This is a genomic window from Pseudoalteromonas sp. GW168-MNA-CIBAN-0100 (genome assembly GCF_040309225.1).
GTDB classification, from domain to species: domain Bacteria; phylum Pseudomonadota; class Gammaproteobacteria; order Enterobacterales; family Alteromonadaceae; genus Pseudoalteromonas; species Pseudoalteromonas arctica.
Map to the genome: position 1 here is coordinate 1 of NZ_JBEOOL010000003.1, position 19,017 is coordinate 19,017.

Annotated in this window: 12 protein-coding genes and 1 pseudogene; 8 read left to right on the top strand and 5 right to left on the bottom strand. The window is 39.5% G+C overall.

Annotation, left to right across the window (positions count from 1 at the left end; genetic code table 11):
* The first annotated feature begins 381 nt into the window (after nt 1-381).
* From AAEY62_RS02125 to AAEY62_RS02150, 6 genes and pseudogenes are all read left to right on the top strand, one after another.
* Nucleotides 382-3,474, top strand: coding sequence for a pilus assembly protein (locus AAEY62_RS02125; protein ID WP_350634526.1), 3,093 nt, complete (start codon nt 382-384; stop codon nt 3,472-3,474).
* 582 nt (nt 3,475-4,056) lie between these two features.
* Nucleotides 4,057-5,544, top strand: a complete 1,488-nt coding sequence (locus tag AAEY62_RS02130; RefSeq protein ID WP_350634527.1) for a hypothetical protein — start codon at nt 4,057-4,059, stop codon at nt 5,542-5,544.
* Nucleotides 5,545-5,779: 235 nt separating this feature from the next.
* Entirely contained in the window at nt 5,780-6,118 is a 339-nt protein-coding gene (locus AAEY62_RS02135; RefSeq protein WP_350634528.1) for a methanolan biosynthesis protein EpsI, read from the top strand.
* Nucleotides 6,111-7,451, top strand: a complete 1,341-nt coding sequence (locus AAEY62_RS02140) for an SPFH domain-containing protein (RefSeq protein WP_002961828.1) — start codon at nt 6,111-6,113, stop codon at nt 7,449-7,451. The genes AAEY62_RS02135 and AAEY62_RS02140 overlap by 8 nt, the downstream gene beginning before the upstream one ends.
* 150 nt (nt 7,452-7,601) lie before the next feature.
* Entirely contained in the window at nt 7,602-7,868 is a 267-nt protein-coding gene (locus AAEY62_RS02145) for a YrhK family protein (RefSeq protein WP_350634529.1), read from the top strand.
* 90 nt (nt 7,869-7,958) lie between these two features.
* A pseudogene (locus AAEY62_RS02150) lies at nt 7,959-8,474 on the top strand (M23 family metallopeptidase).
* Nucleotides 8,475-8,548: 74 nt separating this feature from the next.
* On the opposite strand, the gene AAEY62_RS02155 reads toward AAEY62_RS02150, so the two are convergent.
* Nucleotides 8,549-9,718: an MFS transporter gene (locus AAEY62_RS02155; protein ID WP_350634530.1), complete on the bottom strand. Its 1,170-nt coding sequence runs from the start codon at nt 9,716-9,718 to the stop codon at nt 8,549-8,551.
* 299 nt (nt 9,719-10,017) lie between these two features.
* Complete coding sequence (locus AAEY62_RS02160; RefSeq protein ID WP_007583307.1) at nt 10,018-10,965, bottom strand: sodium-dependent bicarbonate transport family permease; 948 nt, start codon at nt 10,963-10,965, stop codon at nt 10,018-10,020.
* A 151-nt stretch (nt 10,966-11,116) separates the two neighbouring features.
* On the opposite strand from AAEY62_RS02160, the gene AAEY62_RS02165 reads away from it, so the two are divergent.
* The gene (locus AAEY62_RS02165; RefSeq protein ID WP_024607567.1) at nt 11,117-12,061 is read left to right on the top strand and encodes a LysR family transcriptional regulator; all 945 of its coding nucleotides are present in this window, start codon (nt 11,117-11,119) and stop codon (nt 12,059-12,061) included.
* Between the two features lie 19 nt (nt 12,062-12,080).
* On the opposite strand, the gene AAEY62_RS02170 is transcribed toward AAEY62_RS02165, so the two are convergent.
* The 3 genes from AAEY62_RS02170 to AAEY62_RS02180 form a co-directional block, all read right to left on the bottom strand.
* Nucleotides 12,081-13,082 carry a LacI family DNA-binding transcriptional regulator gene (locus AAEY62_RS02170; protein ID WP_007583313.1) on the bottom strand — a complete coding sequence of 334 codons (1,002 nt, stop codon included), beginning with the start codon at nt 13,080-13,082 and terminating at the stop codon, nt 12,081-12,083.
* Nucleotides 13,083-13,157: 75 nt separating this feature from the next.
* Nucleotides 13,158-14,684 (bottom strand): MFS transporter, encoded by a 1,527-nt coding sequence (locus AAEY62_RS02175; RefSeq protein WP_165741114.1) that lies wholly within the window; start codon nt 14,682-14,684, stop codon nt 13,158-13,160.
* A 32-nt stretch (nt 14,685-14,716) separates the two neighbouring features.
* Nucleotides 14,717-16,045, bottom strand: a complete 1,329-nt coding sequence (locus AAEY62_RS02180; protein WP_350634531.1) for a GH1 family beta-glucosidase — start codon at nt 16,043-16,045, stop codon at nt 14,717-14,719.
* Nucleotides 16,046-16,283: 238 nt separating this feature from the next.
* Between AAEY62_RS02180 and AAEY62_RS02185 the strand changes: the two genes are divergently transcribed.
* Nucleotides 16,284-18,860, top strand: a complete 2,577-nt coding sequence (locus AAEY62_RS02185; RefSeq protein ID WP_350634532.1) for a glycoside hydrolase family 3 protein — start codon at nt 16,284-16,286, stop codon at nt 18,858-18,860.
* Nucleotides 18,861-19,017 lie beyond the last annotated feature (157 nt).

A 19,017-nucleotide genomic window follows, 5' to 3' on the forward strand; every position in this document is an offset into this window, starting at 1 on the left:
ACGCCTGCAAAATTGATGCAGGATCACTTGGCGGCTAAAGCCGCCTAAACGTTATGCACTTCAGATTTGAATCCGCGTTATTTTTTGACGTGACTAAACTGTGCAGTAAAACGGGATTATTTTATTTAAGTTGTTGTTTTTAATTGATAATAAATCCTAATGTCTTTGACTTTAATCTGTTTTTATTTAAAATCGAAGTAATATATATTTTATAGCATTGACGACACGTGGATGCTAATCACTGTTTTGTGATAAATAGCTAGATATTATCTTGGTTTTAATTTTTAGTCCCACCTCCATATTACTAAAAATTAAACAGGGAATAGAGTAGTTATTAACTTGCGCAATAAAAATAAAAAGCGCAAATAAAGGGATTTAAAAATGCAATTCAAACTAAAAAAAATAGCTGCCTTGTTATTCGGGGTGGGTATTAGCCTTTCTGTATTTGCCGAAGATATAGAGCTATACGTAAACCATAATGTTAAAACCGATGAAAACCCTCGTGTACTTATTGTGTTTGATACTTCAGGAAGTATGAAGACTAAGTTGCCTAATGGGGGACCTAGAAAAATCGATGCTGGTATAAGCGCGATGACCCAATTAGTAAATGATAACAGCTCGATTGATTTTGGTTTAATGCGTTTTAATGGCAATGATGGTGGTTATGTTATGGCTGGCCTAGGCTCCTCACATGATAAAATATTGGGTCAAATAAAAAAGCTGCCAGCTAGCGGGAATACACCTATCACTGAGACCTTATGGGAAGCTTACCTATATATGACGGGGCAGACGGTTTGGTATGGGCAAAATACGGACAAACGAGATACTACGATTGAGAGAGAGCAAAGTGGTACTGATATACCTCGTTATGTCTCTCCTTTTCAACAGGCTGTTGGTGCAGATGAGCGTTGTGATAACTCAATTAGCTTAATATTAATGACTGATGGTGATCCGACACAAGATATTACCCGAAATGATGATATAAGAGCTTTATACAAATCTACTTTTGGTTCATATCCTAGTACTACAAGTAATAGTTATTTAGCCGCTTTAGCTCAGATAATACATGGCACAAGAGATGTTGAAGTTGACTTGTACGACACCACGCCAGAGGTTGCTGATACCGGACGCGTTTTTACTATCGGTTTTGGTAGTGGCATGAGTACAAATGGTAAAAAGTTATTAGAAAAAACCGCTTTATTGGGAGGAGGCGAGTACTTACATGCAGACACATCAACTGAACTTTCTGAAGCGCTTAATAATACAATATCGAAAATACGCGAAGTTAACGATAGTTTTTCATCTCCTACGGTAGCAAGTAATAATGTTGACCAAACACGTAGCCGAGAGTCAATTTACTTTGCGATGTTTTACCCTGAAACAGGCGCACGTTGGAGCGGAAATTTAAAAAAGCTTAAAGTGTCTGGTGCAAATATAGTCGATTCAACTGATAAAATAGCTCTTGATGAAAATGGGTTAATTGATGAGAAAGCGCGAACTTTTTGGCTGCCAACTAATAAGCCTGCAGATGGGAATTTAGTAGCTCAGGGTGGCGTAAATTTACTTTTATCAACTTTAGACCCTGATAGCCGTAAAATCTACATAGATAAAACGGGCAGTATTATTGATTTTACTTTTGATAAAGTACAAACCATTTTAAATTTAGCGACAAGTACAGTTACCGATCTTGCCCCTGATTTGATTCCTAATATCGGGTTAACTTTACAGGAGAGTGATATTAACTGGGCACGAGGGGTTGATGTTGATAATGAAGATGGAGATGACTCATCAGTAGATCAGCGAATCAATATTTTTGGCGACCCTTTGCATTCAAAACCGGTATCTATAGATTACGGCGATGGAAGTATTCATATACTTGTTGGTACCAATGCCGGCTTTTTACATATGTTCGAAGACAAAGGCGATACTGTTGAAGAAAGGTGGGCTTTTACACCTGCTGCCTTATTAAAAAACATTCCGGCTTTGCGGAGTAATCTCGCAAATACAAAAGTGTATGGCATGGATGGCCCTATAAGTGTGTTCTTTAATAATAAAAGTTTAAACACTGATGGTTTAAATGATGGCGTTGTTAAAGCAAGTGAGGGCGATGAAGTTTGGGCATTTACAGGCATGCGCCGAGGCGGTAAAAATTACTATGGCCTGGATATAAGTGACCCAAAAAAACCTAAAAAATTATGGAATAAGCCAATTGTTGGTGGCTCTGAAGAATTTAAATATTTAGCACAAACATGGTCTAAACCCCAAATTGCGTATATTAAAGCGTTTGGTGAGGATCCATTGCTAATATTTGGCGCAGGCTACGATACAAACAAAGATAATGCGATTAGAACAACAGATGAAACCGGGCTAGGTATTTACATTGTTAATGCTAAAACTGGCGAAAAGGTATGGGCGCTCACTCCAGATGAACATGGTTTTACCGGAGAGCACAGTATTGCAGCGGATGTAACTACGCTTGACTCAGATTACGACGGGTATATTGACCGAATTTATGCAACCGATACTGGCGGTAATATTTGGCGTGTAGATATTCCTAGTGACGATGAAAGTGATATTACTCATTTTAAGCTTGCGGAGCTTGGCAGTACATTAGCGTCACAAGACAGACGTTTCTTTTATAAACCGTTAGTTGCTAGAACGCTGTTTAGTAAAGTTACTAAGACCAATTATGGTGGTGAAATGATCACGACTCGTTTAGACACCCCGTACGACGCAATTGTGATAGGCAGCGGAAATCGCTCAAACCCACTTGCTACTAATGAGCAAGATCAGCTTTATATGATCCGTGATGAAAACACCTTAACAAAAATATTTACTGAATTTCCAGCCCCAATAGTGCCTGATGATTTAATGAAAATGAATGAAGACCCATTTGGTAACGCACTTGATGACGTTGACAAATTTGTTAACCTTGAAGTTAAGTTAGCCGAATTTAAAGGATGGCGATATGAATTAGGGACGGGCGAAAAGTCCCTTGCTGCAGCAACGGTCGTTGGTGGGGTTGCTTACTTTACTTCCTTTACGCCTGCATCTTCATCATCAACACAAAACCAATGTTCGTTAACGGGTGGCGGTGGTTCGCTTTATGCCTTTCATTTGCATTATGGAACGAAGGTTTATGACGATGTGAAATTTGCAACAAGTAATGATGTACCAGATACACCTAAACTGTTTTTTGGGGAAGGCCCGTCGTGTGCAGATAATGATGCGGATGGTAAGTGCGATTGGGATGATGCAACGGATGTAACGCAAGTTAGTCAGTTTTATTTAATAGGCCCTGGGGTTAAAGGTTCTGATAAGCCGATAAAAGCTATTGAAATACTTGGACCAAATTTAAATGTTGAAGGTGGAAAAGTTAAGCTAGTAAATGGCGCTGAACCAATTGGTTTTGGCTTTAAAACCCAACAAACCTATATTTATAAACGCGAAGAAAACGATACTCAGGCACTTTAGAAACACAATGCAATAAACATAAGCCACCTTAGTTAGGTGGCTTTTCAATTTTAAGAGCGAATCAAAAATGCTAATGATTTGCTTATATAATTGGTTTAGAGTTTTCGAAGGGCTCTAAACCAACCCATGTATAATACACATTCATTTACAAAATACTGCCTATCACTCACGCCCTTTAGATTGGGTTCCTGTAGTCCATATTAGTTAATAATAGCTGGCATTTGTTATATTTAATTAACAAATGTAAGAGCTAAATATAACATGCTGTGTCACTATATGGGTACGGGGCATGTTAACTTGTTGCCATCCCCCCATAAAAATTCAATAAATTTCTGTTGCTTAAATTTATACCAACCTGCATAAATCTTTGAGTAATTTAACAAATTAAATTGCACTATAACGTCGTTAAAATTTTTATTTAGAACAACTAGAGACAAAAATTTTTGCCTCTTTCTAGCATAATTTTCTTAATGTTAACTAGATCCCATATATAAGCAGATTGGCATTACTTATTTTGTTTAAAGTAACTTATAACAATATGATTTTTAATAATAATTAAAGTGCAAAAAAGGAAGTCTTTGTATGTTTTTTAAAAAAAGTCAGTTAGCTATTTCATTAGCGTTTACGCTAGGCCTTGTTGGGTGTGGTGGCGGTGATAAAGCGGCCGTTGTAGAGCCAGTTGTAGCTAAGCCAGATCCTATAAAAGTAGAGCCCGTAGAAGTTAACACTATCTCTCTTACAGGAAAGGTTATTGATGGTTATGTATCTGGTGCAATAGTATGGCTGGATATTGATGGCGATGGTACTTTTGATGAGCAATCAGAACCTTCTGTAGTCTCTGAAGAATCGGGTAATTATAGTTTTAATTTTACAGAAGAGCAGGCGCTGTGTGTGCCGTATTCAACTATGTATGTTGATGTACCAGTTGGCGCAATTGACGAGGATTTAGGGGAGGTAACACAAGCGTATCAAATGTCATTTCCACCCTCAATTGAGGCTTTGACTGATGAAGATATTCGAAATATATCCCCTTTAACAACCGTTATTTGGGAACAACTGAGCCTTCAATTACAAAAAAGTAGTAACAATAATTTAAGTTGTGATGCACTTAAAGAAAATACTGAACTACTTGCAAACCTTCAAAGCGAAATAACAAATGTTATGCAAAACTTGGTTGCGCATTATAATTTGTCGACAGAGCAAATTTACTCAGATTTTATCGCTACTAACGACAGCGACGCTTACGACAGAGCACAAGCAATTGTTAAGGGACTAAAAGCGGCCTATAAATTCAAGCAAGAGCTAGATGCTCAGTATCCTGATGCAGAAGAAGTAAGAGCAGTGATTTACCAAGACACAGCAAAAGATGCAGAGTATGGATTTGAAAATGCATGGTACCGCGATAAAGTTATTTTTGCAGGCGCTGAACTTATTTATGAGCAAGTAAAGCTTCAAAATACAGACGAACTCGACAAAATTGACGTTATTTTGTCTCGATTGGATTCAACAGATACGCCTTGGGGCGAAGAATCGTTAAATGGAAAATTAACAGTTAGAGACGATGTTTACATTAACGCCGATCGTACTTACCGATGCTCTAGCATTGAGAACGTTAGTTTTGAGCAAAGCAATGTGCTTTATGGCGTTGCTAATACTAGCCCAACGGTTAACTTTCCTACAGCAGATGAATGCGTTAGTGCTAATTTAGATACACCGTTCGAGCGAGGTTTTAGCATTAGCTATACTGAGTCAGGATCGTTTTACCAAACTGACTTTGCCTTTAGAGAGGAAAATGCCGACTTTCAGACATTATCTGATTGGGTAAATGTTAAAGACAAAGCTACTGACTTAGAAACTCAAGATTTAGTGACCGTACTCGCTGCTATGCCCTATAAGTTTGATGACGAAACATCTATTGATGCTAGCTTTTGGCGTAAATACAAAACCACAGACAACGTACGTATTATTAAAACAATTGAAGGGCAATGGTTTAGAGATACCCGCCGAGAAGATGGAACAATGCTGCATGAGTGCGGTGAAAATGGTGTTGATTGGGTGCAATGCGAATAATGTAAAAACACCTTAATTAATATTGACTTAGTGCCAGTCAGTTAATAACTGACTGGCATTTTTTTGTTTGAAAAAGCTTACTTTTATGTGCGGTTATAACTGTATACCTGATGAACTTTATTTTTAATCTGTTTTTTACTCGGGTTTACTGTAAAATTACTGGGTTAACATTTGTTAAGTGATGCTTACAATTGTTATTGCTCATTAAGTATTTAAACTAATTTAAGTAGAGCTTATGATTTTTTATATTATAGGGTTAAGTTTACTTGTTATTATTTTATGCGTTGCACTTTATGTAATTTACAGCAACGTACATAAAAGTCGGGTAAGAAAATCCAAGGAATACAACGTACTGTTTGATAAAGACACGATAGTTGATGATTTAATCACTCAACTAACAGAAAAAAATCAAACACAAGAAAACCAAGATAAAACAGCTAATGGTAAAGAAGAAATCCTTGCAACATTTGTTGAGTTACATCGCTCTGGTAGCTTTTGCGCACATTTGAGTGAACAGGAAATTATTTACTTTGTTAAAAAGAAATTAAACATGGAGAGTAATAAAAATGGATAGCGAAAAAGCAGTCCCAGCAGTAAAAAGTGACTCATTTATGAGTCGATTTGGTCGTCGTAATGTAATTATAGTGTCATCAATTGTTGTTGTATTGGTAGTGATAGCAACCCTTACATCGCAAGTTGTTTCGTGGAATGAAGCAGATGAGCGTTTAGTACATCAATCGGCTTTTACAGGTAACTTAACCGTAATAAATCAAGCCGGCCCTTACTTAAAAGCATTTGGTAGTACATCCGCTTATAAAAAAGTAATTTCGATTAACTTTACGGGCGATGCCGGTGCAACAGCAAGTGCAATTGTGCCGTTAATTCCGATTCGATTTTTAGATACGACAACAGGTGGCGCACGAGGTGTTTCTCGTTTTAGATTACCAGGCAATGTACCTGCAGCAGAGTCGGGTGCTCTACGTGGTTTACTTAAAATACACGAAGAGTTTGGTTCACAAGAAACATTAATATCTAATTTATTAATGCGTGCAACCACTGAAAATGTAAAAGCGTCGGCGCGTATGATGTCGGTAGAGCAACATTACTCTGGTGGTAATGGTCAATTAAGCCAAGATTTTGCTGATCAATTAACCAACGGTATTTTTGTTACTGAACAAATTATTAGTACCGGTGAGCGTGATAAATCTGACGATTTAGGTAATTTAAGTAAACAGCAACGTGTCACTATTAATATTAAAATGGACGATGAAGGTAATACACTGCGTAACGCACCTATTTTAGGCGCTTACGGTATTACAGTAGTTGATGCCAGTATTATTGATATTGACTACGAAAGCAAAGTAAATGCTCGCCTTGAAGCTCAAAAGCAAGCTGCTGCTGATGAAGCGCTAGCGCGTCAAAACCTTAAAAAAGCAGAGCAACAAGCGCGTACTGAAGTGGCTTTAGGTGAACAAGCAATTGCTAAGCAACGTGCTGAATCTGAAAAGCTAAAAATAAAAGAGCAAATTGATGCTGAGCGAATTAAGGCAAATGCCATTATTTCTGCGCAGCAACGAGTAGCTGTAAAAGCGGAGCTTGCAAAAGAGCAAGAAGAGATTTTAAAGCAACAACGTTTAGAAGCATTAGGTATGGACGTTTTAGCTGAGGCTCGTTTAAGAGCTAAGTCTGCTGCACTTGATCCAAAGTATGTATTTGATGAAACGCTAAAAGCAGAAGTTAAAATTCAAACCGCTTTATTTACAAGCCTAGGTAATAGCCGTTTAGTGCCTGAAATTGTAATAGGCGCAGGCCAAGGCGAGCAAAGTAATGGCTCTGAATTTATGCGTTTATTAGCCGCCGATGCTGCATTAAGTCTTAAAAAGCGTTTAGAAAAAGAGAAAAAATAAACGATTAGTTAGTATTGCACAAACAATAAAACGTTGGCTGATTCGCATTGGCTAGCGTTTTTTATTGCGTAAATTTTGTTATTGTATGGTGCGGCTTAGCGTGTGAAAACAAGCTTTTTAAATTATGAAATAAAAGAGTGAGCAGTACTTATGGACCCCAGTAATCAGTTTATTTTAGATTTAGGACAAGAGCATATTACCATCCAGCGACGATATGAAGCGCTGGGAGCGTTTAACGATTTTTTGATTGCTGTTTGGTTTTTAATTGGCAGTTTTTTCTTTTTAAATGACTCACTAATAGAAAGTGGCACATGGTTGTTTATAGCGGGCAGTGTTCAATTACTTATAAAACCTGTTTTGAAATTGATCAGCTTAGTACATGTTAGTCGGGTATTTCATTCAAATAAAACTTCATAAATAAAACCATAAATACGACTCATGATGAGTTCAGTTATTATGGCTAATAATTTACCAGTATAAGTTATTTAAATATCAAGGATAGAAAAAGTGAAAGTACTTAAGTGGATTGCAATTGGAATAGCTACTTTACTAATTATAGGCTTACTAATTCCCGAAAAAATAGTGATTCCGGTACAAGGTGCCACAAGTAAAGATTGGAACCATAACACGTTTTGGTACGAGCCTTGGGGTAGGTCGGGTGTGCACAAAGGAATTGATATTTTTGGCACAAAAAATACTCCCGTAGTTTCCTCAACAAGCGGTGTTGTTATATTTGCAGGTGAGTTAAGCCGAGGTGGTAAAGTGGTTGCGGTGCTTGGGCCTAAATAGCGCGTGCATTACTTTGCACATTTAAATGACTACTCGGTAAGTACAGGTGATGTAGTAAGCATAAACAGTCAAATTGGCTTACTGGGCGATACCGGAAATGCCGCAGGAAAACAGCCTCATGTGCATTATTCTATTTTATCGTTAGTGCCTATGCCGTGGCTTTTTACAACGCAAAACCAAGGCTGGAAAAAGATGTTTTTTTTGAGCCCACATAAAAAACTCACTGCTAAATAATAGTTTTAGCTGTTAAAACAAGGTGTTCAACAGCTAAAATCCGTTAATAAGCAAGCGTGTATTTAAGTTAAAAATTAGCCTGCAACAGGGGTTTTACCCGCGCGAATATTTTTAATGCTTTTAATAAACATATAAATACAGGTAGTGATTAAACAGCCTGCTAAATAAAACACAATACCATTGGGTGCATCAGATAAATTTGCGGCGAGCATAGGGCCAAATACCGAACCAATACTGTAACTCAAAAGCATTACCTCAGTTGCCGATACTATTTTTGCCATTGGCAATGAGTCGCACGCAAGTGTTATAGCAATAGGGTAAAGTGCAAAGCTGCATGCGCCTAGTATTAAGTAGCTTACTATTAATCCTGCTAAAGTGTTTGCTTGTAGTATACCCACAGCACCGGCTGCGCCTGCTAAACAAAACATACCCATCAATAAGCTTTTTTCAAGCCGAGTAGATAAGTAACTCACAAGCGGCTGCACGACCATGCCGCCTAAAATAATAACCGCCATAAGTGTCCCTGTGTACTGAGCTTGATCAGCCTGTGCTGAAATATACACCGGCATTAAGCCGTAAATAGGGCCCAGTAATAAGCCCGATGCTAAGCATCCGAGCATAGCTGGGTGGCTTAATGTTTTTATTTCTTTTAGTGGTAGTTTTTCAAGGTGCTGTTTTTCGGGCTGACCTTTAGTTATTAATAAAGGCGCCAAAATAGCTAAAAATAATAACGAGGCTACAAATAAATAAGGCGTTGAACCTTCGGTGCCAAGCGGCCCTATAGCAAGTTGACCAACCGCGCTGCCCCCATAGAGTGAGGTCATGTATAAACCCAAACGTTTAGCCCGCGACTTTGCTGTGTTGGTCATTAACAACCAAGACTCAACAACGACAAACACACCGGCAACAGCAACACCTGCTACAAATCGTGCAATTAACCAGTTAACGGTATTTGGCAGTGCAAGTTGTGCAAGCACACTTACTATTAATAAACTTAAAAATAATATAAATGCGAAGCGATGACCAATTTTTACCACAATGCGCTCTATTGTGGTGGCGCCAATAAGTAAGCCAAAGTAAAAAATGCTCGCAAGCCAAGGCGCTAGGTTTTCATCAAGTTTAAATGCGGGTAACGACAGCGGAATAAGGCTCATTAAAAAGCCCGAGGCAATAGCAAAAAATGACAGCCCGATAACAGGTGCTAAAGGGTTATTAGAGGTGCTTGTGGCGGCTAATTCGGCCATGTGTGTTTATCGACTCATCAAGGTAAATAACCACTGTTTTAAAGTTTGAGAGGTTACTTTAATAATAAAATTTGCGCGAATTTAGAGCCAAATTAAAAATAAGTAAAGTGATATTTTATTAAACAATATAAATAAACTTTAAAACGATCTTTTTGGTAAATTATCGGATCTATTATGCTTTTTATTGTAGTGTTTTTATGTAGATATTGTTTTATATTTGTGAGCATTTATTAGTGTTAAACCCTATGTAAAATAGGGTTTAACCGTTTTTTAAAGTGATAAAATTAGCACTTATTTGTTTATTGCATTACTAGTGCAAGGTGGTGATATAAACCAATACCAACAATCACATTAAACGGAAAAGTTACACCGAGAGAGCTCAGCATAGCAAGACCAATATCGGCTTTAGGAATTGCCGCTTTTATTGCAGCGGGCGCGGCTATGTAAGAGGCGCTGGCTACTAAACTTCCCAATATAACTACCGAGCCTAATTCTAAATTTAAAAGTGTGCCTACTGCTGTGCCAATCGTGCCTAGAAATAGCGGGGTGACAATAGCAAATACCGCTAGTTTCCAATGTTTCCAAGGGATAGGACGAAGAGTTTGCGCGGCTACTAAACCCATTTCTAGTAAAAATAATGCCAGTACAACTTTAAAGCTACTTGTTAAAAGACTCGTTACTTGGCTACCTTGCACCGTGCCGTACATCATACCTATTACTACACCGCCAACGAGTAAAATCACACTTTTGTTCGTCAGAGTTTCATGCCAAAGCGCCTTTAACGACAGCTCATTGTTTTGGCTGTTTTCTTTATCAAGCTTTCGGTAAAGCAATAAACCAACAATGATTGCAGGAAGTTCTAGCATCACTAAATACAGGGTGACTTCTGCGCCTACTACCAACTTAGCTGACTCGGCATAGGCGAGTGCAACAGCAAATGTACCTGCACTCACTGAGCCGTAATGTGCGGCAATACTGGCGCTATTAGCAACAGAGAGTTTAATCACGTATTTTAAAATAGGGTAAAGCATGAGGGGTATAAGTGCGCCAAGTAGCATTACCGATCCCATTTCTGGCAGTAGTTGCCAGCTTAAGTTACCGTGCAGCACCATACCGCCTTTTAAGCCGATGGTTAACATAAGTAATAAGCTTAATGTGTCGTAGGTGGCTTTTGGAATGGCCAAGTCCGAGCGTAAAACACCCGCTACTAATCCTAAAATAAAAAACATAACAACAATATCTGGCACTGGCTTTCCTTACTAGGTGGTAAATTAAGTGGCGCTATTGTAGATAAAACTTTGTATAGTAAATAATAAAATAAATACGAGTTATCTATAGATATTTATCTATAGGTTATTTATTAAGTAACTATTATTAGATAAAGATTATGAGGTTGGTATGGATTTACGACATATATCGTTTAGGTTGCTTGAAGTCTTTATGAGCGTAGTTAAAACGGGTTCAATAAGCGAAACCGCAAGGCGCTTACACCTAACGCAGCCTACGGTATCGCTACAAATAAAACGACTACAAGAAGCAGTAGGCGAGCCATTACTCCTTATACAACAGCAAAAGCTACACGTGACCGATGCGGGGCTTGAGCTATTTAAAACATGCCAACAAGTGTTTGGACATTTTGATGATTACCAAGATTTTTTAACTGAGCTTAATGGTGGATCGCGCGGCCGTTGTAAAATTGCCATGGTTAATACGGCGCAATATATTTTACCAAAACTGCTTGGCCCTTATAGTAATTTACATCCCCATGTTGAGCTACCGCTTGAGATTGGTAACAGGGCAGAGGTGCTTGATAGGTTTGAGCGAGGGGAGGACGATATTTATGTATTTAGCCACCCGCCGTCGCTTGAACACGCACAAGCTGCGCGCTTTTTGCATAATCCACTGGAATTTATAGTGCCGCTAAATCATCCGTTAGCTCACGTAAAAGCCGTTAAATTAACTGATTTAATGCAGTATCGCTTTTTACTACGAGAAAATGGCTCAGCAACACGTATGTTATTTGAAAGCGAGTTGCAAAGCCGAGGCTTAGTGCTGAGCGATAGCGTACAAATGGCGAGTAATGAAGCAATACGTGTCGCGGTTGCATCGGGGATGGGCATTGCGGTTTTATCACGCCATGTACTTGCAACAGACGATACAAGTTTTAAAATTTTAAACGTAACCGATACTCATTTAGCGAGTCATTGGTATTTTGTAATGCGAACAGATAGGCACATATCGCATGCTGCACGTAACTTTTTAAAGTTTGCGCAGCAGCACGTAGAGCAATATTTAGGTACGCAGTGGGTGCGTAATGAGTTACATAACTTAGATTTAAACTAGGTTTAAATTAGGTTTAAAGTTAATTAATGTCGGGTGTTGAGTCTCTTAAAATAAGCTTTGGCTGAAACACGTGCTTTACTGTTATGCCGCTTTTTTTGTAAATGTCTTTAAGCACTAAGTTAGCCGCAGCTCGGCCCATTTCGGGAACTGGGTTATCTATTGTAGTCAGTGTTGGGTAGAGGTAATTGGTAAAAATTACGTTATCGAACCCAATAATGGCTAAATCTTTTGGTAGGTTAAAACCGTGTTCGCGGGCGTATTTCATAGCACCCGATGCCATTTCGTCATTGGCACATACAAGGGCGGTTATTTGCGCTTTATTTTGAATAAAATGCCTTAAGCCGTCGCTTCCGCCGGTTTCTTTGAAGTCGCCTATGTAAAATAGGTTTTCGTCAAAGGTTAGGTTGTACTCTGCTAGGGCTTGTTTGTGACCTTTTAAACGATTTGACGCGTCTTCTTTAAACTGCGGGCCTGCTATGTACGCAATGTTTTTATGACCTTTGTTGATCATGGCTTTAGTGGCTAAGTAGCCGCCCATTACGTTGTCGAGGCTAATGCAGTTTTCTTCAATTTCTTTAACGTAGCGGCTCATTAGGTAAATAGGGGTTTTACCTTTACTTAACTCAATTAGGTACTCGTTTGATACCGCTTCTACGTGGGCAATAATAGCGTCGCAATTACGGCCTATTAAAAACTCAAAGCCGCTTTTTTCTTTTTTCTCGTCACTGTGCCCAGGCGTAATAATAACGTGTTTACCCGCAATACGAAGATGCTCTTCAATGGCTGACATCATTTGACCAAAAAACGGACCATCCAACTCAGAAACTAAAATACCGACGCTGTTTGTAGTGCTAGACGCCAAAGAGCGAGCAATAGAACTTGGCTGATAGCCTAGCTCTTTCATTGCTTCTAATACCTTTTTTTTAGTTTTTTTGCTTACGTAGTCGTTGTCGTTAAGTACCCTTGAAACAGTTGATAAAGACACACCTGCCATTTCTGATACTTGATAAATTGTCGCCATTGATGTCCTAGCTTATATGTGTTTTTACTCGCGCTTTATAAAAATATAAAGCGCGAAGAATCATTAAAAGTTAATTTACACATTACTGCGTCTAATTGCTAAGTCTTCTGTTATTTTTTGCGTCATCGCTGAGGTAAGCGGATAAATAAGCATCAACGCGGCGCCTAAAAAAGCAAATGCGGCAGGTATCCAGCTCATAAGTAACTGCATACCAGGTAGGGCTTGCGTAATTGTTAGCTCATCCATACCGTTATAGCCGTAGCCTGCAAGTACCACTAATACTAATGCACCGGCAAAACCACCACCGGTTTTTTGCACAAATGTACCCGCAGAATAAATAAGGCCTGTAGCGCGGCGTTTGTTTTTCCACTCTGAATAATCGGCTGAATCACCAAGCATACTAAAAAATAATGTTGGCATCATCGCGGCAAAAAATTCAGCAGCGCAACCAAAGGTAAATACAGCAACCAGGTTATCGCTAGGCACCCAGTAAAATGCAGTAGTGAGTATGCCGCTTAGCATTAATGATGCAATAAATAGGTTTCGTTTACCCATAATTTCGGCCAGTTTACCTGTGGCAAGTGCGCCTAATATAGATACAACTAACAAGGCAATAAAGTATTGCCCAGCCATGAGTTCATTGGCTACGTGGTACTTAAAGTAGTACGCAATTACACCATATTTTATGCCATTAAACATCATGGTTAAAAAACCAATGCCGAGTAACACCAACCAAGGTTTGTTGGTCAGAAGATCAACCATGTCGCGCTGTGATCCTGTTAGGCTTTGCTTATCTTTATTGAGCAATTTTTTAATAACGAATGTCATTGCTGCCATAACAAGGGCAAAAAATACGCCGCTGTATAAATCGCGGTAATAAAAAAACAGGGTAGTAGCAAGCAAAGGTAGGATTATAAATGGCAGGCTTTTGGTTAAATCAAACAACTCTGATTTTAAATTGCCTTCATTTGAGGCGTGCGGTGTTACACGCTCTTTGGTGGTCGCAAACGTTATAATCATTAAAATAATAAGTAAGCTGGCAAATAAGTACATAGTAAGCTGATAGCCTTTGGCATCGTCGCCGCCACCAAAAAAAGCTACTAGCTCAGGTAAAAAACCCATAACCAATAAGCCACCAGTAAATGCACCTGCAAACCTAAAACCAGAGAGCTTTGTGCGCTCTGTATCGTCTGGTGTCATTACGCCCATAAGTGCCGAGTAGGGCACGTTACTTACGGTGTAAGCAAGCGTTAAACCAATGTAGGTTACGTAGGCATAAATAAGTTTGTTGGTGGTGCTAAAGTCGGGTGTAGTAAAACACAACACCATAAACAAGCCCAAAAACGGTGCCGAGTAGAGTATCCACGGGCGAAATTTACCAAAGCGCGACTGCGTTCTGTCGGCAATCATACCCATAATAATGTCGGTTACGCCATCAGATAGCCTTACCACCAAAAACAACATGGCAGCGGCGGCTGCCGATATGCCAAATGTATCGGTGTAAAACACCGCTAAATAAGCAAGCGCGCCGCGCCATACTAAGTTAGCGCCGGCATCGCCCATGGCGTAACCGACTTTTTCGTATAAAGGGAGTTTGTTCACAGTGTGTGTTCTTATTGTTATAAGCCGATAAATTATCGGCTTGTTATTAGTTTACTGTACGCTTTACCGCTGGCTTTAACAGTTCGTTTTTGTGTGTTGTAGTCTACGTGTACTATTCCAAAACGTTTTAAATATCCTTCAGCCCATTCAAAGTTATCCATTAGGCTCCACGCAAAGTAACCATCTACTTTAACGCCTTGCTCTGCTGCGTTATGCAGGGCATTTAAATGTTCGTGGTAATATTCAATACGGTCGATATCTTTTACTTCACCGTCTTTAAATTCGTCAGCCATGGCTGCACCGTTTTCGGTAATATAAATAGGTGGTAGGGTGTATTTTTCGTTTAACGATACAAGTAATTCTGTCAGCGCTTTAGGGTAAATTTCCCAGCCAATATCGGTCATTGGCGCTTTATGTGGAAGCTCATGGTAAAAGTCGGTATCGCTTGCTTGATAATGCATGCGGGTATAAAAGTTAACCCCTAAATAATCCAGCGGTTGAGCAATTATTTCCATATCGCCATCTAAAATGTCAGGGCGGTGGGCTTTAGGTAATTGCTTAATAATATCAGGGTATTTACCTTGCATTACAGGCTGCATGTACCATTGATTTATATAGTCATCAGCAAATGCAGTGGCTTTTAAATCTTCTTCACTTTGGGTAACGGAGTAACAAGGCGTAAAGTTAAGTACAATCCCGTTTAGCGTATTTGGGCTATTTTTAGCAAGTACTTGCATAGCTAAACCGTGACCAAGTAATAAGTGGTGCGCGGCTTTACGACCAAATTCACGACCTACAATGCCAGGCGCATGTACGCCAATTTCGTAACCTAAGTAAGAGCTACAAAACGGTTCGTTTAAGGTGGCGTAAGAGTGCACACGTTCCCCAAATGCTTTGGTAATTAAATCTGCGTAATGAGCAAATTCGTAAGCGGTGTTACGGTTTAGCCAGCCACCTTCGTCTTCAATGTGTTGTGGTAAATCCCAGTGGTATAGCGTTACAAAAGCTTTAATGTTACGGCGTTTTAATTCATCTAAAATATCGGTATAAAACTTAACGCCTGTCGGGTTTAAGTGACCGCTTTTAGTCATTACGCGTGGCCACGAAATTGAGAGTCTGTAAGCGTCTACACCTAATGACTCAATTAAGTTTATATCGTCTTTCCAGCGAGTGTAGTGCTCGCAGGCTACATCGCCATTTGAATTATCGACTATTTTGCCTTCTTTACTGCAAAAGGTATCCCAAATACATGGCAAGCGATCAGCTGCGCCACCTTCAATTTGAAATGAGGCCGTAGCTACACCATAAGTAAAATTTTTGGCTAAAAGTGGTGAGCCACTAGGTAAAGATAATTGTTTCATTAAGAGAAAACCTCTGCTTCTTTGTAGTAAATTTTGCTTTTATTTATAGTTTATAAATTGCATTGGTGGAAGCGCTTCCATATTTAATTTGATTAATCACTAAGGATGGTATTTAATAACTTTAAGGAAGCGCTTCCATATTTAGGTTAGTGGCTATTGTTAAGCAGGTCAATAGTTAAATTTAAATAACAAATAGGCGTTTCACAAAAACACACTGACACAACACAGGGCTATAAAAATGAAAAAAAGCTTAAACACTAACAGGTTACGCATGCTCCTCATTTTAATAGGAGGATTATGCGTTTTAAGTGCGTGTAATAAACAAGAGGTTAACGCTAATAATAGCCAAGGCGCCGTAGCCAAAAAGGCTGAGCATGAGCAAGGTGATTTATCACTTTGGCCAACGCTTAAAAGTAAGGTAGTGAAAACGCCTGAAATTGAAAATACGATTGCACAGTACTTAAAAACAATGACGCTTGAGCAAAAAGTAGCGCAGATGATCCAACCTGAAATTCGCGATATAACCGCTGCAGACATGCGCAAATATGGTTTTGGTTCCTATTTAAATGGCGGTGGCTCGTTCCCGAATGCTAATAAACATGCAACGCCTGCAGATTGGATAACGCTTGCTGAAAGCATGTATCAGGCCTCGGTTGATGACTCAATTGATGGCAGTAAAATTCCGACCATGTGGGGCACTGATGCAGTACATGGCCATAATAATGTGATTGGGGCGACGTTATTCCCGCATAATATAGGTTTAGGTGCTGCTAATAACCCCGCATTAATTGAGCGAATTGCAGCAGCTACTGCAATAGAGGTAATGGCAACAGGCATAGATTGGGTGTTTGCACCGACTGTTGCGGTTGTGCGCGATGACCGATGGGGCCGAACGTACGAAGGCTACTCAGAAGACCCTGCAATTGTACGTGAATATTCAGCCGCAATTGTGAACGGATTGCAAGGCAGAGCCGATGAGGACTTTTTAAGTGACAAACGCGTAATTAGTACTGTTAAGCACTTTTTAGGCGATGGCGGCACGGTAGATGGCGACGATCAAGGGGACAACATTGATAGCGAAAAGACGTTATATAACATTCATGCACAAGGTTATATAGGAGGCTTAACCGCAGGTAGTCAGTCGGTTATGGCATCGTTTAATAGCTGGAATGGTAAAAAAAATCACGGCAATAAATACTTACTTACCGATGTACTAAAAACAAAAATGGGTTTTGATGGCTTTGTTGTAGGCGATTGGAACGGGCACGGACAAGTTGCCGGCTGTACAAATGAAAGCTGCCCGCAAGCTGTTAATGCAGGGCTTGATATTTTTATGGTACCAACGGGTGCTTGGAAACCACTTTATGAAAATACAATTAAACAAGTAAAAGCGGGCACAATAACAATGGCGCGAATAGATGACGCCGTAGCACGTATTTTATGCGTTAAATTACGCGCGGGTTTATTTGATAAACCAAGCCCCGCAAATCGAAAATATTCAGGTAAATTAGAACTAATAGGTGCGCCAGCACATCGAGATATTGCCCGCCAAGCCGTACAAGAGTCGTTAGTACTGCTTAAAAACAACAACCATTTATTACCGCTTAACCCATCAAGCAACATACTCATAGCAGGCGATGCGGCCGATAACATTGGCAAGCAATCGGGTGGTTGGAGTATTACGTGGCAGGGAACTAATAATCAAAATGCAGATTTCCCTGGGGCAACGTCTATTTATGCGGGGCTAAAAACGCAAATAGAGGCTGCTGGCGGTAACGCTATTTTAAGCCCAACGGGTGAATTTAATACCAAACCCGATGTAGCCATTGTTGTATTTGGTGAAGAACCATACGCAGAGGGGCATGGCGATAAAGACAACCTTGAGTTTGAACGTAACAATAAACGCTCTCTTAAAATATTAAAAACATTAAAGCAGCAAGGTATTGCGGTGGTATCGGTGTTTATATCGGGCAGACCAATGTGGGTTAACAGCGAGCTAAACGCGTCAGATGCATTTGTAGCAGCATGGCTTCCTGGCACTGAAGGGCAAGGCATTGCAGATGTTTTACTAGCGGATGCAAGTGGGGAGGTACAATACGACTTTAAAGGTAAGTTGTCTTTCTCGTGGCCTAAATCGCCACTTCAAACCGCAGTAAATAAGGGCGATGCTGATTACTCGCCATTATTACCCTATGGCTTTGGCTTAACGTATAAAGATGAAAGTACGCTTAGCAATAATCTAAATGAAGACTCAGGTGTTGATATTAGTAACCTTGCGCCGCTATCTATATTTAATGGCAGTTTTAAAACACCGTGGCGTTTGTTTTTAAATTCAAACAGCGAGCAGCACCAAGTAGCAAGTAACAGTGTAAAGCTCGGCGGCATTACTTATCGTACTGAAGACAAAGCGATTCAAGAAGATGCGATGCAATTTAATTTTGATGGCACTGCAGCCAGCTATATCGAAATTAATAGTAACTTTACCGAAGACAAAGTGGCCTACATTGAAGCAAATTCGGCCCTTAGCTTTAGCTATAAAGTAAACCAAATACCTAGCTCACAGACATACCTTGCAATGAAATGCGAACAAGGCTGTGGTGGCGAGCTTGATATTACCAATGAGCTTAAAAATGCTGATTTAAATACATGGCAAACCATGAGTATAGATTTAACGTGTTTTGCTAAAAAGGGCGTTGATTTTGCCAGAGTAACCAGCCCTTTTATTATTAAAACAGCAGGAGAGCTTAACGTTTCAGTTGCAGATATTAGCTTTGAACCACAAAGCGCTAAAACAGCAAAAATAAAGTGTGAGTAGTAGAGTGTTGATAAGTTAAGTTTATTGTGTGTTGTCTCAAAGCCCTAAGGGCGTGTTGATCTTTGTGGATTGAAATTTGTTCAATCTAGGGGCAATTTAATCGCGGCGCGAGGTTTGTAACCTAGTGGGCTAAGTAAAAACCGAGCAACAAAGAGTA